Consider the following 22,568-nt stretch of genomic DNA (forward strand, 5'->3'; position numbering starts at 1 on the left):
GATTACATCAATTTCTTGCCCCGGGTCACCGGGATGTCAAGGTCGTTGATCTTCTTGCGCAGGGTATTGCGGTTGATGCCGAGCAGGTCCGCCGCCTTGAGCTGGTTGCCCTGCGTGGCGGCGAGGCTGAGCGCGATGAGCGGCAGCTCCACTTCGCGGATCACCCGCTCATAGAGGCCCGGCGGCGGCAGCGCGCCGCCGTGCAGCGAGAAATAGCGCCGCAGATGCGCCTCCACGGAGGCACCGAGCTTCTCGTTCGGCCCGCCGGAGGGTTCCAGCGCCGAGGAGGGCCGCGCGGCGATCTCCTGCTCCACCACCTGCCCGGTGATCACGTCGCCCGGGCACAGCGCGGCCAGCCGGCGCATCAGGTTCTCCAGCTCGCGCACGTTCCCCGACCAGCTCTGCTGCTTGAGGATGGTGAGCGCCTCGGTGGAGATGGCCTTGTGCGGCAGGCCCTCGGTCTCGGCCCGGCGCAGGAAGGCGCGGGCGAGGTCGGGCACATCCTCCAGCCGCTCGCGCAGGGGCGGCAGGCGCACCGGCACCACGTTGAGCCGGTAGAACAGGTCCTCGCGGAACCGGCCCTCGTTGATGAGCGAGCGCAGGTCCTGGTGGGTGGCGGCGATGATGCGCACATCGGCGCGGATCGCCTCGCGCCCGCCCACGCGGGAGTACTCGCCCTCCTGCAGCACGCGCAGCAGGCGGGTCTGGGCGTCGGGCGGCATGTCGCCGATCTCGTCGAGGAAGAGCGTGCCCTTCTGCGCGATCTCGAACTTGCCCTGCAGCCGCTCGGAGGCCCCGGTGAAGGCGCCGCGCTCATGGCCGAACAGCTCGCTCTCGATCAGGTCGCGCGGGATGGCGGCCATGTTCACCGCCACGAAGGGCCCGTTCTTGCGCCGGCCGAAATTGTGCAGCGCGCGGGCCACCAACTCCTTGCCGGTGCCGCTCTCGCCCTGGATCATCACCGTGAGGTCGGTGTTCATCAGCCGCGCCATGATGCGGTAGACATCCTGCATGGCCGGCGAACGGCCGATCAGCGGCAGGTTCTCCTCCTTCGGCCCTTCGCCGGCCGAGGGCGGCTGGCGCCGCTTGGTCTGCTGGGTGAGCGCCTTGGCCACCGAGCCCAGGACTTCCTTCAGGTCGAACGGCTTGGGCAGGTATTCATAGGCGCCCACCTCGGCCGCGCGGATCGCGGTCATCACCGTGTTCTGCGCGCTCATCACGATGACCGGCAAGTCCGGGCGCTTCTTGCGGATGGCCGGCAGCAGGTCGAGCGCGTCGCCGTCGGGCATCATCACGTCGGAGACGACGACATCGCCCTCCCCTTCCTCGATCCAGCGCCACAGCGTGGTGGCCGAGCCGGTGGAGCGCACCCGGCAGCCCGCCCGCGTGAGCGCCTGGCTCAGCACGGTGCGGATGGCGCGATCGTCGTCCGCGACAAGAACATTGCCTTCCATCAGGCGGCTCCCTTCATGCTCTCTGGCTGTGCCTCGGCCTTCTCGGACCAGACCGGCAGCAGCAGGCGGAATGTGGTCCAGCCCGGATCGCTCTCGCATTCGATGACACCGCCATGATCGGCGATGATCTTTGAGACGAGGGCGAGCCCGAGGCCCGATCCGGTGGCCTTCGAGGACACGAAGGGCTCGAAGATATCACGTTTGATCTCTTCGGGCACGCCATGACCGTTGTCGGAAATGGTGATCTGCAGCGGCAGGCTCTCGCGCTTGCCGCCGGGCATCGCCAGCTTCACGCCGGGCCGGTAGGAGGTGCGCAGCGTCACGATGCCCCCCACCTTCGGCGTGGCTTCCGCCGCGTTCTTGATCAGGTTCAGCAGCACCTGCATCAGCTGGTCCGCGTCGCCGGCGGTGGGCGGCAGGGAGGGGTCGAACTCCTCCATGAAGCGCACGTGCTTGGCGAAGCCGGACTGGGCGGAGAGCTTGGCGCGGTTCAGGATGTCGTGCACGTTCACCGGCTTGCGGCTGGCGGGGCGGATGTCGCCGAACTGCTCCACGCGTTCCAGCAGCTTGCCGATGCGCTCGGCCTCCTCGCGGATGAGGTCGGTGAGCTCGCGGTCCTGGTCCGAGAGGCTCATCGCCAGCAGCTGCGCCGCGCCGGAGATCCCGGCCAGCGGGTTCTTGATCTCATGCGCCAGCATGGAGGCCATGCCCACCACCGAGCGCGCGGCGGAGCGGTGCGACAGCGTGCGGCCCATCTTCTCGGCGATGGCGCGCGGGTAGATCACCAGCAGGATGGTGTCGCTGTCGTCATGCAGCGGGCTGGCATGCAGGTCGCACAGGCGCGGCGGCTGCTCCGTCCAGTGCAGGTCGATGTTGTATTGCGCCAGCGAGGCATTGCCCCGCCGCACCTGCTCCACCAGTTCCACGAGCAGGCTCGTCTCCCCGGCGTGGCGGGCAATGGGGCGGCCGCGGGCCTGCCCCACGCTCATCGAAAGGAAGGATTGCGCGCTCGCATTCAGGTCCAGTATGCAATCCTGCGCGTCCAGCACGATGGCCGGTTGCGGGATCGCATTCCACAGCATCTCGTAATCCATGGCCGTCACCCCTCCGGATCCCCCATAGCTCAAATATCTCAAGCGGCCGCCCTTTCGGGCAGCCCCTCGAGAGTGTCTCGCAGCCGGGAAATCACCTCTCCCGGATCGCTCATCCGCATCAGGTCGGCGCGCAGGGCCTCGAGCCCCAGCGGGCCGAGGTACCAGCCCAGATGCTTGCGCGCCACCCGCAGCCCCAGGGCGCCACCGTAGAAAGAAAGCATGTCTTCGTAATGACTTGTCACGAGGTCCGCAAGAGCGCGTCCCCGCGGCTCTTCCGGCACCCGCGCGCCCGCCAGCCCGGCCGCGATCTGCGCCAGCAGCCAGGGCCGGCCCTGGGCGCCCCGGCCCACCATCACCCCGTCCGCGCCGGAGAGCGCCAGCGCCGTCCGGGCGGTGGCGAGATCGACGATGTCGCCGTTCGCGATCACCGGAATGCGCACCGCCTGCTTCACCGGGCGGATGGCCGCCCAGTCGGCGTCGCCACGGTAGAACTGGCAGCGCGTGCGGCCGTGCACGGTGATCATCTGCACGCCGGCCGCCTCCGCGCGGGTGGCGATCTCGGGCGCGGTCATGCAGGCCGCGTCCCAGCCCAGCCGCATCTTCAGCGTCACCGGCACCTTCACCGCGCCCACCACGGCCTCGATCAGCGACAGCGCGTGGTCGGGCTGGCGCATCAGCGCGGAGCCGGACCAGCCGTTGGTGACCTTGCGCGCCGGGCAGCCCATGTTGATGTCGATGATGCGGGCACCGTTCGCCTCCACCATGCGCGCGGCTTCCGCCATCCAGTGCGCCTCGCGCCCGGCGATCTGCACCGAGGAGGCCCCGGCATCGCCCCAGATCTCGGTGCGCGCCCGCGTACCCGGCCGGTTGCGCACCATTTCCTCGCTTGCTACCATTTCGGACACGACAAGGCCCGCGCCGAAGCGGCTCACCAGCTTGCGAAAGGGCAAATCGGTGATTCCTGCCATCGGAGCGAGCAGTACGGGGCTGGATAGCCCGATTTCGTTCACTTTGATCATAATCTGCCTAATGCTTGGGCACCGCTTGCTGTTACAGCAGCATCTTGCCCCTGACAAGGGCTCCATATAGCTTTCGCCGGCCTTGAGGCTGGGGAGTTCCGATGCAATTTGCCGCAATCGTCGTCGCGGCCGGGCGTGGCCTGCGCGCCGGCGGAGATGTTCCGAAACAATATCAGATGCTTGCGGGCATGCCTGTTCTGCGGCGCACGGCCGCCATGCTGCTGGCGCATCCCGTGCTTACCCATCTTTGCGTGGTGATCCACCCGGAAGATTCGGAGCTGTGCCATCGGGCCCTGCACGGGTTGAGCGACCCCCGGCTGATGCCGCCGGTCTGCGGCGGGGCAAATCGCGCGGATTCGGTGCGCGCCGGGCTGGAGGCGCTGGTGGCGATCCGCGGCGACCTGCTCACCGCCCCGGTGCCGGGCACGGTGCTGATCCATGACGCGGCGCGCCCGCTCACCCCGCGCCACGTGATCGACGCGGTGCTGGACGCGCTGGCCATCGACCCGGGCGCCCTGCCCGCGCTGCCGGTGGTCGACGCGCTCTGGTCCGGCTCCGACGGTCTCGCCTCCGCTCCGCGACCGCGCGAGGGGCTGTGGCGCGCGCAGACGCCGCAGGGCTTCCGGCTGGCCGACATCCTTGCCGCCCACCGCGCCCATCGCGGCCCCGCGGATGACGATGTGGCGATTGCCCGCGCGGCAGGGCTGACGGTTGCCATCACCGCCGGGGCGGAAGAGAATTTCAAGATCACCGCCCGCGAGGACTTTGCCCGCGCCGAGCGGCTTCTGGAGGACAAGATGGACATACGCACCGGCAACGGCTTCGACGTGCACCGGTTCCGCGACGGCCCCGGGGTCACGCTGTGCGGCGTGCACGTGCCCCATGACAAGGCGCTGGAGGGGCACTCGGACGCGGATGTCGCGATGCACGCGGTCACCGATGCGCTGTTCGGCGCGCTGGCGGAGGGCGACATCGGCCAGTGGTTCCCGCCCTCGGAGGCGCGCTGGAAGGGCGCTGCCTCGCAGATCTTCCTGGAAAAGGCCGCCGAGCGCGTGGCCGCCCGCGCCGGGCGCATCACCCATGTGGATTGCACGATCATCTGCGAGGCGCCCAAGATCGGCCCGCATGCCGAGGCGATGCGCGCCCGTCTGGCGCAGATCCTGCAGATCGAGAAGGACCGGGTGAGCGTGAAGGCCACCACCTCCGAGCGGCTGGGCTTCACCGGCCGGGGCGAGGGCATCGCGGCCATGGCCACCGCCACCGTGGTGCTGCCATGAGGCCGACACGCGCCATCGTCACCGTGTGCGGCGTGGGCTTCCTGCCCGGCGCACCGGGCAGCTGGGCCGCGCTGCTCGCCATTCCGCTGGCCAACCTGCTGCATGTGGCGCTCGGGTTCCCCGGCTTCGCGGCGGTCACGCTCGTCGCCACGCTGCTGGGCTGGTGGGCCACGGTGGAGGAGACCCGCGGGCAGGACAACACCGACCCCCATTTCATCGTCATCGACGAGGTGGTGGGCATGTGGATCGCGCTGTTCCCGATCTCCGCCGGCCTGTGGTGGATGGGCTCGGACCTGATGGTCTTCCCCTGGCCGGCCTGGGTGGGCGGGTTCCTGCTGTTCCGCTTCTTCGACATCCTGAAGCCGCCGCCGGTGAGCTGGGCGGACCGGATGCACACGCCCTTCGGGGTGATGTTCGACGATGTCCTGGCCGGGTTGCTCAGCGCGCTCATCACCCTGCTCGGCGCCGCCGTGGCGCACGGGTGGTTCTGATGGAGGAGCCCCGCGCCCGCGCCGTGCTGGAGGCCTGCCGGGCGCGCGGGCTGATGCTCGCCACCGCGGAGAGCTGCACCGGCGGGCTGGTGAGCGGCGCGCTCACCGCCATCCCCGGGTCGTCGGACGTGGTGGACCGGGGCTTCGTGACCTATTCCTACCCGGCCAAGACCGACATGCTGGGCGTGCCGCAGGCGATGCTCGCGGAGCATGGGGCGGTGTCGGAGCCGGTGGCGCGCGCGATGGCCGAGGGCGCCCTCGCGCGCTCCGGCGCCGGCGTGAGCGTGGCGGTCACCGGTGTCGCCGGGCCCGGCGCCTCGGAGGCGAAGCCCGAGGGCCTGGTGCATTTCGCCGCCGCACGCCACGGCCACCCCACCCGCCACAAGGAGATCCGCTTCGGCGCCCTCGGCCGGGACGCGGTGCGCGCGCGCTCCGTCGCGGCCGCGCTCACGCTCCTGCTCGAGATCCTGGCGGAGGAGTGACGCCTATTTCAGCGGGGTGATCCCGGCGCGCTCCCAGATCGTGTCGCATTGCTGGGGGTCGGCCAGCGCCTGCAGGATGTTGCCCAGGATGGCCGCGCTCAGCCGCTGGTCCAGCGAGCCCCAGTAGGCAGCGCAGCCATCGCGGTCGCACACCGCGTTGTTCTCCAGCATCAGCCGGGCGGTGCCGCGCAACAGTTCGGCGGTGATCTTGTCACCTTCCTTCACGTAATTGAACATGCGGATGCGCACGAGGCTGGTCGCGGTGCCGAGCCGGGTCATGTCGACCTCCAGCCGCCCGGAATCGCCGTGCACCACGGCGTTCACCTCGGTCATCACCTGGCCGTCCATGGAGATCTGTGCCCCGGCGCGCGGCGTGTTCGGCACCGCCAGCGCACATTGGATCACGCGGACATCGGCGGCCGAAGCCAGGCTCGGAACCACGCAGAGCGCGGCAATCAGATAGCGGAACATTTCATGTCCTCTCCCGTTTCTCATCCCCGGCGGCGAGCATGCGCTCAGGCGGAGGCGCCGTAAAGGGCGGCGGCGCGGGCCTCGAAGGCGCGCACGATGCGCTGCATCGCCTCGTTGAACACCACGCCGATCAGCGCCTGCAGGATCGAGGACTTGAATTCGAAATCCACGAAGAAGTTCACCTCGCACCCGCCTTCGGGCAGGTCGGCGAAACTCCAGTGGTTGTTGAGATAGCGGAAAGGTCCGTCGAGGTATTCCACGTCGATGACCATCTGCTCGGGGCGCAGGGTCACCCGGCTGCCGAAGCGCTCGCGGAACACCTTGAAGGAGATCACCAGGTCGGCGTCCAGCACCGTGGCGTCGCCCTCCCGTCGGGAGGAACGGATCCGCGCCCCGGCGCACCAGGGCAGGAACTTCGGATAGGTCTCCACATCCGCGATCAGATCGTACATCTGCTGGGCGGTGTAGGGGAGCTTGCGTTTTTCGGCGTGCGTTGGCATGGGCAGTCTTATGATGGAGGGCGTGCAATGGCGCGACCGGCCGGATTGTCGCGGGGCTACCGCGTTCCGGCGCACAAAGCAACGGGAACACCCAAGATGACGCCGGAAAATCGTCAGGCCTACACAATCGAGCCGCTGCTGTCGCAGAAGGCCATAGCCGCGCGGGTGGAATCGCTGGCGCGCGAGATCGAGGCGCATTTCGCCGATACGGAGCGGCTGATCGTCGCCGGGCTCCTGCGCGGTAGCTTCATTTTCATGGCCGACCTGGTGCGGGAGCTGACCCTGCCTGTGGAGGTGGATTTCCTCGAGGTCTCCTCCTACGGCAACGCGATGACCTCCAGCCGCAACGTGCGCATCCTCAAGGACTTGCGCTGCGACATCGCAGGCTGCGACGTGTTGCTGGTCGAGGACATCATCGACACCGGCCACACCCTCACCCATGTGCGCGAGATGCTCCGCTCCCGCCGGCCGCGGCGGATGGAGATCTGCACCCTGCTGGACAAGCCCTCGCGCCGCGAGGTGGAGATCACCGCCGCCTTCACCGGCTTCACCATTCCGGATGCCTTCGTGGTCGGCTACGGGATCGACTACGCGCAGCGCAACCGCAACCTGCCCTACGTGGGCACAGTGCGCCTGCCGAACGTGGACGACTGACACGCCCCCGGCCCCCGGCACGCCCACCGGGACACCGGGACACCGGGACACCGGGACACCGGGACACCGGGACACCGGGACACCGGGACACCGGGACACCGGGACACCGGGACACCGGGACACCGAACGGGCCTCAGGCAGCCTCCGCGCGCAAGCGCAAAAGTTCCGCGCGGCGCGGCGGTGAGGCCGCCCTGCCCGCCTCAGGCGGTGCGGCCGGGCTGCTCCGCCGCCACCCTGGCAAGGCGGGCGGCGCGCATGCGGGCGAAGTCATCGCCCGCGTGGTAGGAGGAGCGGGTGAGCGGCGTGGCCGAGACCATCAGGAAGCCCTTGCCCCAGGCGGCCTGCTCATAGCCCTTGAACTCGTCCGGCGTCACGAAGCGGCGCACGGCGTGGTGCTTCGGCGTGGGCTGGAGATACTGGCCGATGGTCAGGAAATCCACGCCGGCGGCGCGCATGTCGTCCATCACCTGGATCACCTGCTGGCGCTCCTCGCCCAGGCCCACCATGATGCCGGACTTGGTGAACATCGTCGGGTCCAGCTCCTTCACCCGCTGCAGCAGGCGCAGGGAGTGGAAGTAGCGCGCGCCCGGGCGCACCTCCGGGTAGAGGCCGGGCACGGTTTCCAGATTGTGGTTGAACACGTCGGGCCGCGCCGCGACCACGGCTTCCAGCACCTCCGGGGCGCATTTCAGGAAGTCGGGCGTGAGGATCTCGATCGTGGTCTCCGGCGCGCGGTGGCGCACGGCGCGGATGGTCTGGGCGAAATGCTCCGCCCCGCCGTCCGCAAGGTCATCGCGGTCCACCGAGGTGATGACCACGTGCTTCAGGCCGAGCTTCTCCACCGCATGGGCCACACGGCCGGGCTCGAAGGCGTCCAGCGCCTGGGGGCGGCCGGTGGCGATGTTGCAGAAGGTGCAGCCCCGGGTGCAGATCTCGCCCATGATCATCATGGTGGCGTGGCCCTGGCTCCAGCATTCGCCCACGTTCGGGCAGCCGGCCTCCTCGCACACGGTCACCAGGCGGTTGTCGCGCATGATGTCACGGGTCTTGCGGTAGCCCTCGGAGGTGGGCGCCTTCACCCGGATCCAGTCCGGCTTCTTTGGCTGCGCATTGTCGGCACGGTGCGCCTTCTCGGGGTGACGTTGGGCGCGGTCGTGCAGGTTGCGGTCGCTCATGACGGATATCCTTCGGCGTTTCCTCGGGGCATTATACGCGCTTCGGGAAGGCTTGTCCCGCCCCGGCGTGTCAAATCATGCCATGCTTCATGGCAGCTATGCGTTCAACTCCCGAACGTTCCAGCGCCTCGGCGGCCGAGGCGCGCAGAGTATCGCCCAGGTCCGTGAACCAACCGTCATCCACCGAGAGCCGCCGCCGCACCAGCCCGATGGTCCGGCTCGGTTCCGGCGCGGCGAAGCGCAGCACCGCGAGGTTCGGCGCTGCCGCCGTCTCCACCCAGAGCGAGATTTCCGGCAGCAGCGTCATCCCGAAGCCGCCCTCCACCAGCCGCGACAGCGTGGAGAGCGAGGCGGCGCGCAGGTCCGTGCGCAGGCTGCGCCGGTTTATGGAACACACTTCAAGCGCCTGATCCGTCAGGCAATGTCCCTCGTCGAGCAGCAGAAGCTGCTCCGGGTCGATGTGCTCGGGGCGCACATGCTCGGCCGAAAGATCCTCGGCGCGCGCGCGGGAGGCCGCGAGCAGGAAACGGTCCTCGAACAGCGGCAGTTCGACGAGATCGTCCTCCCCCGCCGGCAGGGCGACGACGGCCGCATCCAGCCGCCCTTCGCGCAATTCCCCCAGCAGGTGATGCGTGGTCGCCTCGCGTATGCCCAGGTCGAGGCGCAGGTTGCGCGCGCGCAGCCGCGGCAGCGCCAGCGGCAGCAGGTAGGGCGCCACGGTGGGGATGAGGCCGAGCGCGAGCTGCCCCGCCAGCCCCTTGTCCCAGCGCGCGCGCTGCTCGATCTCGGCAACCTCGTCGAGGATGCGGCGGGCGCGGCGCGCCACCTCCCGGCCCATCGGCGTCATCCGCACCTCGCGGGTGTGGCGCTCCACCAGCTTGGCGCCGAGATTGGCCTCCAGGTCGCGAATCTGCACCGACAGCGCCGGCTGCGACACCGAGCAGGCCTCCGCCGCACGGCCGAAATGCCCCTCGTCCATCAGGGCCATCAGGTAGCGCAGTTGTCGCAATGTGATATTCATAGGAGCTTCCTATCAAACTTACACAAAAATGCAATTTCCCATTATCGTCCAACGGGCCTATCTTCCATGGTGTTCCAACGAAACGTCCCCGGGAGGCACCCAATGTCCAAGGCACCTCGACTGACAACCACCGCCGGCGCGCCGGTTCCCGACAACCAGAACTCGGTCACCGTCGGGCCGCGCGGCCCGATCGTGATGCAGGATTACCAGCTGCTCGAGAAGCTGGCGCACCAGAACCGGGAGCGCATTCCCGAGCGCACCGTCCACGCCAAGGGCTGGGGCGCCTTCGGCACCCTGCGCATCACCGAAGACATCTCGAAATACACCATCGCGAAGGCGCTGCAGCCGGGCGCGGTGACGCCGATGCTGGCGCGCTTCTCCACCGTGGCCGGTGAGCTGGGCGCCGCGGACGCGGAGCGCGACGTGCGCGGCTTCGCGCTGAAATTCTACACCGAGGAAGGCAACTGGGACCTGGTGGGCAACAACACGCCGGTGTTCTTCGTGCGCGACCCGATGAAGTTCCCGGACTTCATCCACACCCAGAAGCGCCACCCGAAGACCAACATGCGCTCGCCGAACGCGATGTGGGACTTCTGGTCGCTCTCGCCCGAGTCGCTCCACCAGGTCACCATCCTGATGTCGGACCGCGGCCTGCCGCAGACCCCGATGAACATGAACGGCTACGGCTCGCACACATATTCGCTGTGGAACGCCGCCGGTGAGCGCTACTGGGTGAAGTTCCACTTCAAGACGAAACAGGGCCACAAGCACTACACCAATGCCGAGGCCGAGACGCTGGTGGGCAAGACCCGCGAAAGCTACCAGGAGGCGCTGTTCGGCGGCATCGAGAAGGGCGTGTTCCCGAAATGGGAACTGCAGATCCAGGTGATGACCGAGGAGCAGGCCGAGCAGACGCCCTACAACCCGTTCGACCTCACCAAGGTCTGGCCGCATTCCGAATTCCCGGTGATCACCGTGGGCGAGATGGAGCTGAACCGCAACGCGGAGAACTACTTCGCCGAGATCGAGCAGGCCGCCTTCAGCCCCTCCAACATCGTGCCCGGCATCGGCCACTCCCCGGACAAGATGCTCCAGGCCCGGGTGTTCTCCTATGCCGACGCGCACCGCTACCGGCTGGGCACCCATTATGAGCACCTGCCGGTGAACCAGCCGAAATGCCCGGTTCACCACTATCACAAGGACGGGCCGATGAACTTCTTCGGCCAGCAGACCGGCAGCACGGACGCCTATTACGAGCCGAACTCCTTCGGCGGCGCGGTGGAGGACAAGTCGGCCCAGGAGCCGCCGATGAAGGTGACGGGCGACATGGCCCGCTACAATCACCGCGAGGGCAACGACGATTTCGGCCAGCCGCGCGCCCTGTTCGAGCTGTTCGACGCCGGCCAGAAGCAGCGCCTGTTCTCCAACATCGCCGCCGCCATGGGCGGGGTCGACGCGGAGATCATCGAGCGCCAGTGCAGGCTGTTCGACCAGGTGCATCCGGAATACGGCGCCGGCGTGCGCGCCGCGGTGAAGGCCGCGTCCGAGTATGAGCCGAATGCCGTGCCGGTGGACGAGAACACCCCGCAGCACGCGGCCGAATAAGCCCCGCGCTGCGGAGAGATCGAGGGTCCCGCCCCGGCGGGGCCCTTTTTCGTGCCGCCGGCCCCGCGCCGGTGCAAGCCTGCCGAACAGCCGGGACGAGGGACCTCACGGCCCCGCGCCGCTCAGGCCGCCAACCGGGCCCATGCCAACCCCGCCGGAAGATGAGCCTCACGGCCCCGCCCCGGCCGGGCGGGCGGGCGCTCCCGCGGCGCGCCGGGGCGGCTCCCTCCGCGCGTTGGAGACCGAGCGGGCAACCGGCGGGCGCATGGCGTGGAGGGCGCGGCGCGCTGCCTCGCCCGGCCGGTCGGGCAGATTGCCCGGCCGGAATTGCCCCCTCCGCGTCAGCTCAGCGCGAGCGAGCGTTCGCGCAGGATGTCGAGCCCGACGATCTCCAGCGCGCGGCGATGCGTGGCATCAAGGTTGACGCGGGGCGCCTGCCCGGCCTCGTAGGCCTCCAGGAAACGCGCGGCGCACAGGCACCAGCGGTCTCCTGGCTTCAGCCCGGCGAAGCCGTATTCCGGCCGCGGCGTGCTCAGATCATTGCCGCTCGCCTTGGAAAAGCGCAGGAAGTCCGCCGTCATCACCGCGCAAACCGTGTGGCCGCCGGTGTCCTGTGGCCCGGTATCGCAGCAGCCGTTGCGAAAGAACCCGGTCACGGGATCGCTCGCGCAGGGCGCAAGCTCGGCCCCCAGGACGTTCACGGACGGATGGATCTGCTCGGTCATCGCGGGTCTCCCGGTGTGATGGATCCCCCTCCATCGCGCCCGCGCGGCCGGCTGTCAACGCCCCCGGCCTGTTCCGCAGTTGCACGACAGCCATGGCATGATACTGTTTTGCAATATAACAAAAGACCTCCGGGAGAGGAGACGATCACGATGACACACCCGAGCCTGGAAAGCCCTCCGGGCCTTCTTCACCTGTGCGACCTGCGCGTGCGGGTCTCCACCCCGATCGAGGCCGGGCAGGATGCCCGCGGCCGGCACCGCATCATCCCGATCACCGGCGGCACCGTGACCGGTGCGCGGGTCTCGGGAAAGGTGCTGGACCTTGGGGCGGACTGGCAATGCGTGGGGCCGGACCTCGCCGCCGTGCTCGACACCCGCTATGCCATCGAGACGGAGGACGGCGCGCTGATCGACGTGCGCAACTTCGGCCACCGCCACGGCCCGCGCCCGGTGATGGAGGCGCTGATGCGCGGCGAGGTGCCGGACCCCGCGCTGATCTACTTTCGCACCAATCCGCGATTCGAGACCCGCGATCCGCGCTACGACTGGCTGAACCGGACCATCTTCATCGGCACCGGCCTGCGCGAACCGGACTGCGTGGTGCTGCGATTCTGGGAGGTGGCGTGAGCCATGGCTTACGAGGATCACCCGGATCTCTCCGTCCTCTCCTCGGCCATCGGCTATCACCTGCGCCGCGCCCAGCTGGCGGTGTTCCAGGACTTCACCGCCTGTTTCGCCGAGCTGGACCTGCGGCCGGCGGAATTCTCCGTGCTCACGGTGATCGCGCGCAATCCGGGGCTGAAGCAGGGCGAGGTGGCGGCCCTGCTGGACATCCAGCGGGCCAATTTCGTCGCGCTGATGGACCGGCTGGAGCGGCGCGGCCTGGCCGAGCGCCGGCGGTTTCCCACCGACCGGCGTTCCTACGGGCTGTGGCTCACCCGCTCGGGCACCGAGCACACCCAGCGCATGTTCGACCTGTGGCACGCCCATGAGGAGCGTTGGGTGGAGCGGCTGGGCGGCGCGGGGGAGCGTGACCGCCTTCTGGACCTGCTGAACCGGATCTCGTCTCCCGCCTGAACCCGGGTCGCGGCGGGACACCCCGTTGCCGCGACCCCGACGCCTCCCGGGCGCCCCCTCACCCCGTTGCGCCCCGGAGAGGGACCCGGGCCAACCCGCCCCCTCTGTGCCATGTCGTGGCGGCCTGCCGTGCCGCGGCCGGCAAGCTAGCTGCTCACCCCGCGGAAGAGGCGCACCCGATGTCGCGCCACCGGGCCGCGCGGCCCGGATCAGGGCCAGCAGACGCCGCCTGCCCGGCCGCGTGCCTGCCGGGCCTTGGGGGGACGGTCTCCCAACGTCGGCGCCCGCCCTCCGCGCTGCGCCGCGTCGCACGGCCCCGCGCCTACCCGCGCAGAGGCCCCCGCGCCTACCCGACTACGGGACCCCGCGCCTGCCCGAGTACAGGACCCCGCACCTACCCTCGTACGGGCGCCCGGGCGCAGAGCACGTGGGCCGGCGCGGGCTCGGCATAGAGATCCTCGACCAGCCCCGGCCGTGCGGCCAGCACGGCACGCTGGTTGATGGAGCCCTTGTCGGTCATCTCATGCCGGTCGATCGACGGCGGCTCGGCCGCGATGGTCACCCGGGCGACAAGCGTGGAGGAGCCGGTGGCCGTCTCCGCCAACCGGCCGATGCCTTCGGTGATGGCGCGAACCAGCGCGGGATGGCGGGCCAGCGTGGCCTCGTCGGCCTGCTCCAGGCCGGGCGCCGCCTTGCGCGCGGCGTCGACGTCCAGAAACAGGATCGCCCCGATGTGCCCGCGGTCCAGCCCGGTCAGCACAGCGTCCCGCACATAGGGGGCAAGGCCGTGGATGAGCTGGCTGCGCACGGCGGCGAAGTTCACCCAGGTGCCGGTGGAGAGCTTGAAATCCTCCGTCACCCGCCCGTCGAACAGGAACCCTTTCGAGACATCGCCCGGCACCACCATCTTCAGCGCGTCGCCGATCTGGTAGAAGCCCTCGTCGTCGAAGCTCTCGGCGGTCTTGTCGGGCTGGCGCCAGTAGCCGGGGGTGATGGAGGGGCCGCGCAGGCGCAGCTCCATCTTCTCGCCATTGGGCACCAGCTTGATGTCCAGCCCCGCGGCCGGCAGGCCCACCTCGCCCGGCCGGCCCACCGGCCAGGTGGTGGTGAAGGCGAAAGGTGCCGTTTCGGTGGAGCCGTAGCCGGTGACGATCATGATCTTCTCGCCCACCGTCTCCATCGCATAGCGCTCCAGCTGGTCCCAGACATGCTGGGAGAGGCTGGCGCCAGCGTATTGCAGCAGCTTCACCCGCGCGAAGAAGCGCTCGCGCAGCGCCTGCGAGCGGCCCAGGTGCTCGCACAGCATCTCGTAGCCCTTGGGCACGTTGAAATAGATCGTGGGGGAGATCTCGGCGAGATTGCGCACCGTCTTGTCGATGGCCTTCGGCGTGGGCGCGCCGTCATCGATGTAGAGCGTGCCGCCGTTGTAGAGCGCCATGCCGAAATTATGGTTGCCGCCGGCGGTGTGGTTCCAGGGCAGCCAGTCCACCAGAACCGGGGGCTCCTCGGCGATATAGGCCCAGGCCTCGGACATCATCTGCTGGTTGCAGGCCAGCATGCGCTGGGTGTTGATCACCGCCTTGGGCATGCCGGTGGAACCGGAGGTGAACAGGAATTTCGCCACCGTGTCCGGGGTGATGGCGGCGTGGCGGGCATCCACCTCCGCGCCGGCCGTCGTGGCCTCCAGCGTGTCGATGTGCAGGCCGCCGAGCCCGGCGCTGTCGCCCGCGTGGAGCAGCGCCTTGCCCTGCCCCACGGCCGCGAGCGCCGGGGCGAAGGCGCCGGTGTCCTGCACGAAAAGCGCGCCGGGGGTGATCAGCTCCAGCACATGGCGCAGCTTCGCGTAATCGGTCGAGACCAGCGAATAGGCCGGGGACACCGGGGCATAAGGCACGCCGGCAAGCATCGCGCCGAGCGCCAGGAGCCCGTGGTCCAGCGAGTTTCCGGAGAGGATGGCCAGCGGGCGGTCCGGCCCGAGGTCGAGATCGATGAGGGCCTGGGCGATGTTGCGGGCCCGGCGCCGGGCCTCGGCATAGGTGAGCTTGCGCCAGGCGCCATCCGGGCCGCGATCGGCGAGGAACACCTGGTCCGGGCGCAGCTCGGCCCAGTGGTCCAGCCGGTCGGTGATGGCGCGCGGATAGGCGCCCAGGCTCCGGCGGGAGGAGATGTGGATCACCCCGCCCGGCGCCTCGCGCAGGCTGACATCCATGTCTCCGAGCAGCACCGGCCGCAATCCGGGCAGCGAGATAAGCGGCATCGTTTCCTCCCATGTATTTTTGTTATTGTGTATAACAGTCATGGGAGTCGATCAAGCGGGATGTGGCGCCGGGCCCAGGCATCGCTCCCCCCCGCCCGGCCGCACGCGACATCGGTTCACCCGAGGCACGGGACGTGCATCGCCGGGGCGCGGATGGCGTGCTGCCGCCCGCCCGGCCCCGCTGCTCCGGACAGGATCCCCCGTGCCGCCGCACGCCGATGGCCCGCCGCGCGACACCGGCACCGCAGGCACAAAGACGCCGGCCACCCCGGGCGGATGCGACCCGGGCGCAGGCGGTGCATCGGGCGCCCGGCGCGGGCGTCGGGCGTCAGGGGATCGGAGGGATGCGGCGGGAGGTCAGGCGGCAGGAGGTCAGGCGGCGGGCATCACGTTCTTCACCGGAATCACGTCCACCGCCTGGGTGGTCTTGTGGCCACCGAAGGTGCGCAAGACGCCGATCACCGGGGCGACATCGGCATAGTCGCGCCCGTGGCCGACGGTGATGTGATCGGTGCCGGTGAGCATGTCGTTTGTCGGGTCGAAGCCGATCCATCCGGCGGCGTCGCCGCACCAGGCGCGCACCCAGGCGTGCATCGCGTCCGCGCCCTCCAGCCGCTCCTGCCCGGCGGGTGGCTCGGTGCGCAGGTAGCCGCTCACATAGGCCGCCGGAATGCCCAGCGAGCGCAGCGCGGAGATCATCACATGGGTGAAATCCTGGCACACGCCGCGCTTCTGGTCGAAGGCCTGGCGGGGCGTGGTGTCCACCTTTGTCGCCTCGGGGTCATAGGTGAAATCGGTGTGGATGCGCCGGGTGAGCTGGCGGACGGTCTCGATCACGCTGGTGCCGGGCACCAGGGTCTCGCGGGCATAGGCGGCGATGGTCCGGTCCAGCACCACGCGCGGCGAGGAGGACAGGAAGTGATGCGGCGAGTCCGGGCCCAGCGAGGTGATCGCGGCCAGTTCCGCCGCCAGCCCCGCCGGCGCGCCCGACAGGTCCCAGCCCGAGTCCCGCGCCTCCACCTGCACCCGCGCCTGCATGCCGATCACCAGCGTGTCATGCGCCTCGCGGAAGGAGATCGACGAGGTGGTGTTGCCGTAGAAATCCGTGCTCTCCTCGCGCTCCGCCGGGGCGGGGTTCACGGTCACCGACCCGGCGATGAGCCGCTGCAGCCCGGGGATGTTCAGCGGCAGCACGCGCACCATGTGCCGCCCGCCGGCCACGGGCGCCTCGTATTCGTAGGTGATGGTCATCCGCAGGTCGTAGAGCATCGGTCAGGCCATGTAGGTGGTGGAGATCTGGTTGGAGAGCGACCAGATGTCCTCGGTGAGCCCGTGCAGATACTCCTGCGTGAGGCCCTCGGGGGTCTGGACGGCGAGCCCGGCATGCACCCGGGTGACATCGCGCATCAGCGGCGACATCTGGCCGTGCACCAGGGCGCTGGGCAGAAGCTCCACCTGCTCGCGGATCTCGTCGAGCTGGTAGAGGATGGAGCGCGGGTTCAGCCGGTCCAGCGCCAGAAGGTCCAGCACGGTGAGCGGCTGGGTGGCCACGGAATAGCGCCGCCGGTGGGTCATCACGCTGTCGGCGATTTCCAGAACCATGTCCTGCGCGCCGTCGGGCGCCTCGTCGCAGGTCATGTGCGCGAGCAGCCGCGTCATGTGCAGGCTGCGCTCCAGCCCGCGGCCGATGACGAGGAAGCGCCAGCCGGTGAAGCGGTACATGTTCTCGTGCAGCAGGCCCGCGAAGCCCGCCAGCTTGCGCAGCAGCACCGTGGCGGCGCGGGTGGCATCGTCGCCCGGCTGCACCCGGGTGCGGAATTCGCGCAGGGTGCGGGTGAGGTCGTTGAGCGCCAGCCAGCCGTCCACGGAGAAGCGGTCGCGGATGTGGCTGGCGCTGGTCAGCGCGCTTTCCACGTTGGCCAGCAGCCCGGCGGGGATGGCCTCGTCCGCCTCGATGTCCAGCGCGGAGAGGTAATCGGTCACATGCGCGAGCAGCGGCGCCTGGGGCTCGTCGAACTCCGCCAGCCGGGCGTGCCAGGCGCGCAGGATGCGCAGTGTGGCTTCCGCCCGCTCGATATAGCGGCCGAGCCAGAACAGGTTGTCCGCCGCGCGGCTGGGCAGCGAGCCGGCGCTGAGCCGGGTGATGCCGGTCTTGTCGCGCGGCAGGAGCGTGGGTTTCTCCACCGGCCCGTCGGAGACCACCCAGACATCCGCGGCGCTGCCGCCGCGCTGCATGGCGATGGCCGTCGGGTCCGGCGAGGAGCCGATGCGCGCGAAGCCGCCGGGCATGATCTGCCAGTCCGAGGCGGTGCGCGCGGCGAAGACACGCAGGCTCATCGGCCGGGGCGCAAGCTGTCCGTTCACGTAGGCCGGCGTGGTGGAGAGGGTGACGGCCTCCTGCCCCACCAGCTTCTCGCCCTCCTTCGAGATCCAGCTGCGCGCCGCGTCGCGCGCCTGCTCGCGCATGGTCGCGCCCAGCATGGTGGAGCGCGTGTCGTCGAAGGGCAGCCGGGTGGAGAGCGCTGGGCCGATCATCATCCGGTCGAGATTTTCCATCACATGCGCGCGCTCCGCCGGCTGGCCGCACCACCAGGTGGCGATGGAGGGCATGGCGAGGTCCTCGCCCATGAGCGCGCGGGAGAGTGCCGGCATGAAGGCCAGCATCGCCCGCAGCTCCAGCACGCCGGAGCCGAGGGCGTTGATCATGGTCAGGCCGCCGTGGCGCAGCGCGCTCACCAGGCCGGGGGTGCCGATGTGGCTGCTCTGCTCCAGCTCCAGCGGGTCGGTAAAATTCGCGTCCATGCGCCGCCAGAGCACCTCCACCGGCTTCAGCCCGGCCACGGTGCGCACCATCACCTTGCCGTCCACCACCGTGAGGTCCTCCCCCTCCAGCAGCATGAAGCCGAGGTAGCGGGCGATGTAGGCGTGTTCGTAATAGGTCTCGTTCAGGGGCCCGGGGCTGAGGATGCCCACCCGGCCGTCCATGGTCTGGCGCAGGCCCTGCATGGTGTTGCGGAACTCGCCGAAGAACCCGGCCAGCCGGTGGACATGCATGTCCGCGTAGGTGTCGGTGAAGGCGCGGGCGGTCGCCACCCGGTTCTCCAGCGCGAAACCGGCGCCGGAGGGCGCCTGGGTCCGGTCTCCCAGCACCCACCAGGCGCCGTCCGGGCCGCGGCCGATCTCGAAGCAGCAGAAGTGCAGGAAATGCCCGCCGGCCGGGCGCACGCCCACCATCGGGCGCAGGTATTCCGAGGAGGCCGCGATCAGCCCGGGCGGCAGGTGGCCGTCACGGATCAGCGTGCCGGGGCCGTAGATGTCGGCCACCACGCGCTCCAGCAGGTCCGCCCGCTGGGTGAGCCCGGCGACGATTCCCTGCCACTCCCGCTCCTCGATGAGCACGGGAATGTGCGAGAGCGGCCAGTCCCGCTCCCGCGCCGCGGTATCGCCGTAGATGCGGTAGAACACGCCGGCGTCGCGCAGATACTGGTCCGCCCGGTCGAAGCGGGCCTCGATCCCGGCGCGGTCCTGCCCCTCCAGCGCGGCGACGAAGGCGCGCCAGACCGGGCGGACACTGCCATCGGCATCCACCATCTCGTCGGGCACACCCGGCAATGGCCTGTATCCTGCCATGGCCATCCCTCCGCCCGACCTGTCCTTCTCCGGCGTACTCGTCATTTCAGCCCACTACACCCCCGCCGCGCGCCGCATGTCGAGCGTGAGGGGGAACTCCGGGTTCGGCGCTTCCTCGGCAAAGCCGAACGCCCCCGGGCTGTGCCCTCTCGGCTCGAACCGCGACAGGCGTCGCGCCTCTGCCTCATTCCCGTTCACCGGGAAGGTGTCGTAGCTACGCCCACCGGGATGTGCAACGTGATAGACGCACCCCCCGACGGACCGCCCCGACCAGCGATCATAGATGTCGAAGGTAAGCGGTGTGTTCACGGGCAGCACCGGGTGCAGGCCGGAGGGCGGCTGCCAGGCCTTGTAGCGCACGCCGGCCACCGACAGGCCGGAACTCACCTCGCGCATCGGCACCGGGCGCTGGTTGCACAGGATGGTGTGGCGCGCGGGGTTGAGCCCCTCGGCGCGCACCTGCAGCCGCTCCACGGAACTGTCGGTATAGCGCACCGTGCCGCCGATGATCCCCTCCTCGCCCATCACGTGCCAGGGCTCCAGCGCCTGACGCAGCTCGAGCTTCACGCCGGCGTATTCCGCCTCGCCGCAGAACGGGAAGCGGAATTCCAGCTGGGCCTTGAACCAGTCCGGGTCCAGGTCGAAGCCATGGGCGCGCAGGTCCTCCAGAACGTCGAGGAAATCGGCCCAGACGTAATGCGGCAGCATGAACCGGTCATGCAGCGTGGTGCCCCAGCGGGTGAACCTGCCCTCCACCGGCGCCTGCCAGAACCGGGCGATCAGCGCGCGGATCAGCAGCTGCTGCGCGAGGCTCATGCGCGGGTGCGGCGGCATCTCGAAGCCGCGGAACTCCACCAGCCCCAGCCGGCCGGTGGGCCCGTCGGGGGAGAACAGCTTGTCGATGCAGATCTCGGCGCGGTGGGTGTTGCCGGTCACGTCGATCAGCAGGTTGCGGAACAGCCGGTCGGTGAGCCAGGGCAGTGGCGGCGCGCCCTTGTCGGGCGAGGGCACCTGCGACAGCGCGATCTCCAGCTCGTAGAGCCCGTCATGCCGGGCCTCGTCGATGCGCGGCGCCTGGCTGGTGGGCCCGATGAACAGGCCGGAGAACAGGTAGGAGAGCGCCGGGTGCCGCTGCCAGTAGAGCACCATGGACTTGAGCAGGTCCGGCCGGCGCAGGAACGGGCTGTCGAGCAGCTTCGCCCCGCCCACCACCACGTGGTTGCCGCCGCCCGTGCCGCCGTGCTTGCCGTCGATCATGAACTTGTCGGCGCCCAGGCGCGACAGGCGGGCCTCCTCGTAGACCGCCTCGGTGGTGGCCACGCACTCCTTCCAGCTCGCCGCCGGGTGGATGTTCACCTCGATCACGCCCGGGTCGGGGGCGACGCGGATCACGTTCAGGCGCGGGTCGTGCGGGGGCGCATAGCCCTCGATATGCACCGGCAGGCCGACACGGGTCGCCGCGGCCTCGGCGGCGGCAATCAGATCGAGGTAATCCTCCACCTTGCTCACCGGCGGCATGAACACGCACAGCCGCCCGTCGCGCGGCTCCACCGTGATGGCGGTGCGCACGACGCCGTTCACCTCGCTCATCACCTGCTCGGAGCGGGCCTGGCCGGGGCTGTCGGGGGTGAAGGCGGCCTCCGCCTGGCCGGTGGCGCCGCGGATCGGGCGCGGGTCCGGCAGGGTGTCGGGGATCTCCGAAGGGTCGGCCGGGTTGATGTAGGGGAATTGCGCCGCGCTCACATGCGGCAGCGCGCCCAGCGGCAGGCGATAGCCCGCGGCACTGTCCCCGGGCACCAGGAACAGCTTGCCACGCCGGAACTTCCACGCCTCGGACTGCCAGGCCGGCGCGCGGGCCCGCGCGTTCCAGCGCTGCACCGGCAGCGCGTAGCCGGTGGGCTCGGTGAGGCCGCGCTCGAACACCCGGGCGATGCGCATCCGCGCCTCCGGGTCCTTCAGCTCGGAATTCTGCGGGTCGACGTTGTTCGGAAGGTTCGCTTCCTTCACCAGCCATTCGGCGGGGTCCTCGTAGGCGGCGGCGATGTTCTGCTCGGGCAGCTCCAGCTCCGCGGCGATCTCGCCGAGCAGCGCCCGCGCCTCCTTCGGGCCCACCGCATGGTCGGACGTCTCCCGCGCGATCAGCTCGGGGTTCTGCCAGATCGGCTTGCCGTCACGCCGCCAGTAGAGCGAGAAGGTCCAGCGCGGCAGGGTTTCGCCCGGGTACCACTTGCCCTGGCCGTAATGCAGGAAGCCGCCGGGCGCGAAACGGGTGCGCAGCCGGCGGATCAGCTCGTCCGCCCGGTCGCGCTTCGTGGGGCCCACGGCGGCGGTGTTCCACTCCTCCGCCTCGAAATCGTCGATGGAGACGAAGGTGGGCTCCCCGCCCATGGTCAGCCGCACGTCCTCCTGCTTCAGCACGGCATCAACCTTCTCGCCGAGCGCGTTCAGCGCCTGCCAGGCCTCCTCCGAATAGGGTTTGGTGATGCGCGGGTGCTCGGCCACGCGCGACACGGTCATGTCGAAGTCGAACTCCACCTCGGCGGGTTCGGCCATGCCGGTGATCGGGGCCGCGTTGCGGTAATGCGGCGTGGCGGCGAGCGGAATGTGGCTCTCGCCGGTCAGCAGCCCGGAGGTCGGGTCAAGCCCGATCCAGCCGGCGCCGGGCAGGAACACCTCCGCCCAGGCGTGCAGGTCGGTGAAATCGTGGTCGGTGCCGGCGGGGCCGTCGAGGGCCTGCACGTCGGGCTTGAGCTGGATGAGATAGCCGGAGACGAAGCGCGCGGCATAGCCCAGGTGGCGCAGGATCTGCACCAGCAACCAAGAGGTGTCGCGGCACGAGCCCTTGCGCAGGGTCAGCGTCTCGTCCGGGCGCTGCACGCCGGGCTCCATGCGGATGATGTAGCCGATATGCTGGCTCACCGCGAGGTTCAGCCCCACCAGCATGTCCAGCGTGCGCTGGTCCTTCTCGGGGTTGAGCGTGTCGATATAGGCGCGCAGCGCGGCACTGTCCTCGTCGACCTTGCGGTAGATGGACAGGTCCTCGATCAGCTCGGGCGGATAGTCGAACGGCCAGGTCTGGGCGAAGTCCTCCAGGAAGAAGTCGAACGGGTTGTACACCGTCATGTCGGCGACGAGATCGACCTCGATCTTCAGCTCGCTCACCGGTTCGGGGAACACGAACCGGGCCTGGTAGTTGCCGTAGGGGTCCTGCTGGAGATTGACGAAATGCTCGGCCGGCGAGACCTTCAGCGAATGGCTCAGCACGGCGGTCTTGGAATGCGGCGCCGGGCGCAGACGGATCACCTGCGGGCCGAGGCGGATGGGCCGGTCATACTTGTAGTGCGTCAGATGATAGATGCTGGCCTTGATCGACATGGTCCCCCCTGATCTGGACTTGCCAGAGGAAACCACAGTCTTCGCACCCGCACCATCCTGTTTGTGATGCGCCCCCGCCCCAACCGGGCGCAGGTGTCACGCCCGCGCGGGCGTCACGCACGGGCAGATGCGCGGCAGGCAAGCGGGCGCGCGGCAGATGCGCGGATGCCCCGCGAGCGGCGGTGTCCCACTGGCGCAGGTGCCTCGCGGCCCGGCAGGCGCGGCGCGGCAAGCGGGCGCGTGGCAGGGGCGCGGATGCCC

The 22,568-nt window shown here is 69.6% G+C and carries 19 protein-coding genes; 7 read left to right on the plus strand and 12 right to left on the minus strand.

Translation table 11 applies throughout. The features are described from left to right. Window positions 1-2: 2 nt before the first annotated feature. From ntrC to dusB, 3 genes are read right to left on the minus strand one after another with little or no spacing between them, the layout of a single operon-like run. Window positions 3-1,454: a nitrogen regulation protein NR(I) gene (gene ntrC / locus FDP22_RS14535; protein WP_239031787.1), complete on the minus strand. Its 1,452-nt coding sequence runs from the start codon at window positions 1,452-1,454 to the stop codon at window positions 3-5. Then, window positions 1,454-2,548 (minus strand): two-component system sensor histidine kinase NtrB, encoded by a 1,095-nt coding sequence (locus tag FDP22_RS14540; RefSeq protein WP_138578153.1) that lies wholly within the window; start codon window positions 2,546-2,548, stop codon window positions 1,454-1,456. Before FDP22_RS14540 ends, ntrC begins: the two co-directional genes overlap by 1 nt. A gap of 38 nt (window positions 2,549-2,586) precedes the next feature. Further along, window positions 2,587-3,570 (minus strand): tRNA dihydrouridine synthase DusB, encoded by a 984-nt coding sequence (dusB, locus tag FDP22_RS14545; RefSeq protein WP_205910899.1) that lies wholly within the window; start codon window positions 3,568-3,570, stop codon window positions 2,587-2,589. 98 nt (window positions 3,571-3,668) lie between these two features. Between dusB and FDP22_RS14550 the strand changes: the two genes are divergently transcribed. Genes FDP22_RS14550 through FDP22_RS14560 form a run of 3 tightly spaced genes read left to right on the plus strand, consistent with a single transcriptional unit; the run spans window position 3,669 to window position 5,817 of the window. Then, window positions 3,669-4,844, plus strand: a complete 1,176-nt coding sequence (locus tag FDP22_RS14550; protein WP_138578157.1) for a bifunctional 2-C-methyl-D-erythritol 4-phosphate cytidylyltransferase/2-C-methyl-D-erythritol 2,4-cyclodiphosphate synthase — start codon at window positions 3,669-3,671, stop codon at window positions 4,842-4,844. Beyond that, window positions 4,841-5,335, plus strand: a complete 495-nt coding sequence (locus tag FDP22_RS14555) for a phosphatidylglycerophosphatase A family protein (protein WP_138578159.1) — start codon at window positions 4,841-4,843, stop codon at window positions 5,333-5,335. Before FDP22_RS14550 ends, FDP22_RS14555 begins: the two co-directional genes overlap by 4 nt. Next, window positions 5,335-5,817 (plus strand): CinA family protein, encoded by a 483-nt coding sequence (locus tag FDP22_RS14560; protein ID WP_138578161.1) that lies wholly within the window; start codon window positions 5,335-5,337, stop codon window positions 5,815-5,817. The genes FDP22_RS14555 and FDP22_RS14560 overlap by 1 nt, the downstream gene beginning before the upstream one ends. Window positions 5,818-5,820: 3 nt before the next feature. Here FDP22_RS14560 and FDP22_RS14565 read toward each other — a convergent pair whose 3' ends face one another. Together FDP22_RS14565 and FDP22_RS14570 are read right to left on the minus strand one after the other, a co-directional pair. Continuing rightward, on the minus strand, window positions 5,821-6,288 hold the full coding sequence (locus tag FDP22_RS14565) for a hypothetical protein (protein ID WP_138578163.1): 468 nt from the start codon (window positions 6,286-6,288) through the stop codon (window positions 5,821-5,823). 44 nt (window positions 6,289-6,332) lie between these two features. Next, complete coding sequence (locus FDP22_RS14570; RefSeq protein WP_138578165.1) at window positions 6,333-6,788, minus strand: type II toxin-antitoxin system RatA family toxin; 456 nt, start codon at window positions 6,786-6,788, stop codon at window positions 6,333-6,335. A 96-nt stretch (window positions 6,789-6,884) separates the two neighbouring features. Between FDP22_RS14570 and hpt the strand changes: the two genes are divergently transcribed. Then, window positions 6,885-7,442: a hypoxanthine phosphoribosyltransferase gene (gene hpt / locus FDP22_RS14575; RefSeq protein ID WP_138578167.1), complete on the plus strand. Its 558-nt coding sequence runs from the start codon at window positions 6,885-6,887 to the stop codon at window positions 7,440-7,442. 200 nt (window positions 7,443-7,642) lie between these two features. Here the strand turns inward: hpt and lipA are convergent, their stop codons facing one another. Then, window positions 7,643-8,617 (minus strand): lipoyl synthase, encoded by a 975-nt coding sequence (gene lipA, locus FDP22_RS14580; protein ID WP_138578169.1) that lies wholly within the window; start codon window positions 8,615-8,617, stop codon window positions 7,643-7,645. Window positions 8,618-8,687: 70 nt separating this feature from the next. Then, window positions 8,688-9,638 (minus strand): LysR substrate-binding domain-containing protein, encoded by a 951-nt coding sequence (locus tag FDP22_RS14585; RefSeq protein WP_138578171.1) that lies wholly within the window; start codon window positions 9,636-9,638, stop codon window positions 8,688-8,690. Between the two features lie 102 nt (window positions 9,639-9,740). Between FDP22_RS14585 and FDP22_RS14590 the strand changes: the two genes are divergently transcribed. Next, complete coding sequence (locus FDP22_RS14590; protein WP_138578173.1) at window positions 9,741-11,243, plus strand: catalase; 1,503 nt, start codon at window positions 9,741-9,743, stop codon at window positions 11,241-11,243. Window positions 11,244-11,584: 341 nt separating this feature from the next. Here FDP22_RS14590 and FDP22_RS14595 read toward each other — a convergent pair whose 3' ends face one another. Further along, a complete protein-coding gene (locus tag FDP22_RS14595; RefSeq protein WP_138578175.1) occupies window positions 11,585-11,968 on the minus strand; it encodes a DUF2237 family protein in 384 nt (127 codons plus the stop codon). 150 nt (window positions 11,969-12,118) lie between these two features. Here FDP22_RS14595 and FDP22_RS14600 point away from each other — a divergent pair, with 150 nt between their 5' ends. Further along, window positions 12,119-12,595, plus strand: a complete 477-nt coding sequence (locus FDP22_RS14600; protein ID WP_138578177.1) for a DUF3237 domain-containing protein — start codon at window positions 12,119-12,121, stop codon at window positions 12,593-12,595. 3 nt (window positions 12,596-12,598) lie between these two features. Further along, window positions 12,599-13,045, plus strand: a complete 447-nt coding sequence (locus tag FDP22_RS14605) for a MarR family winged helix-turn-helix transcriptional regulator (RefSeq protein WP_138578179.1) — start codon at window positions 12,599-12,601, stop codon at window positions 13,043-13,045. Between the two features lie 394 nt (window positions 13,046-13,439). Here the strand turns inward: FDP22_RS14605 and FDP22_RS14610 are convergent, their stop codons facing one another. The 4 genes from FDP22_RS14610 to FDP22_RS14625 form a co-directional block, all read right to left on the minus strand. Further along, complete coding sequence (locus tag FDP22_RS14610; protein ID WP_138578181.1) at window positions 13,440-15,302, minus strand: feruloyl-CoA synthase; 1,863 nt, start codon at window positions 15,300-15,302, stop codon at window positions 13,440-13,442. A gap of 372 nt (window positions 15,303-15,674) precedes the next feature. Further along, window positions 15,675-16,571 carry a transglutaminase family protein gene (locus FDP22_RS14615; RefSeq protein ID WP_138578183.1) on the minus strand — a complete coding sequence of 299 codons (897 nt, stop codon included), beginning with the start codon at window positions 16,569-16,571 and terminating at the stop codon, window positions 15,675-15,677. Between the two features lie 3 nt (window positions 16,572-16,574). Continuing rightward, window positions 16,575-18,932, minus strand: coding sequence for a circularly permuted type 2 ATP-grasp protein (locus FDP22_RS14620; RefSeq protein ID WP_239031788.1), 2,358 nt, complete (start codon window positions 18,930-18,932; stop codon window positions 16,575-16,577). A gap of 54 nt (window positions 18,933-18,986) precedes the next feature. Then, a complete protein-coding gene (locus tag FDP22_RS14625; protein WP_138578187.1) occupies window positions 18,987-22,307 on the minus strand; it encodes a transglutaminase family protein in 3,321 nt (1,106 codons plus the stop codon). Window positions 22,308-22,568: the final 261 nt, after the last annotated feature.

It is taken from the genome of Paroceanicella profunda (genome assembly GCF_005887635.2).
GTDB lineage: Bacteria > Pseudomonadota > Alphaproteobacteria > Rhodobacterales > Rhodobacteraceae > Paroceanicella > Paroceanicella profunda.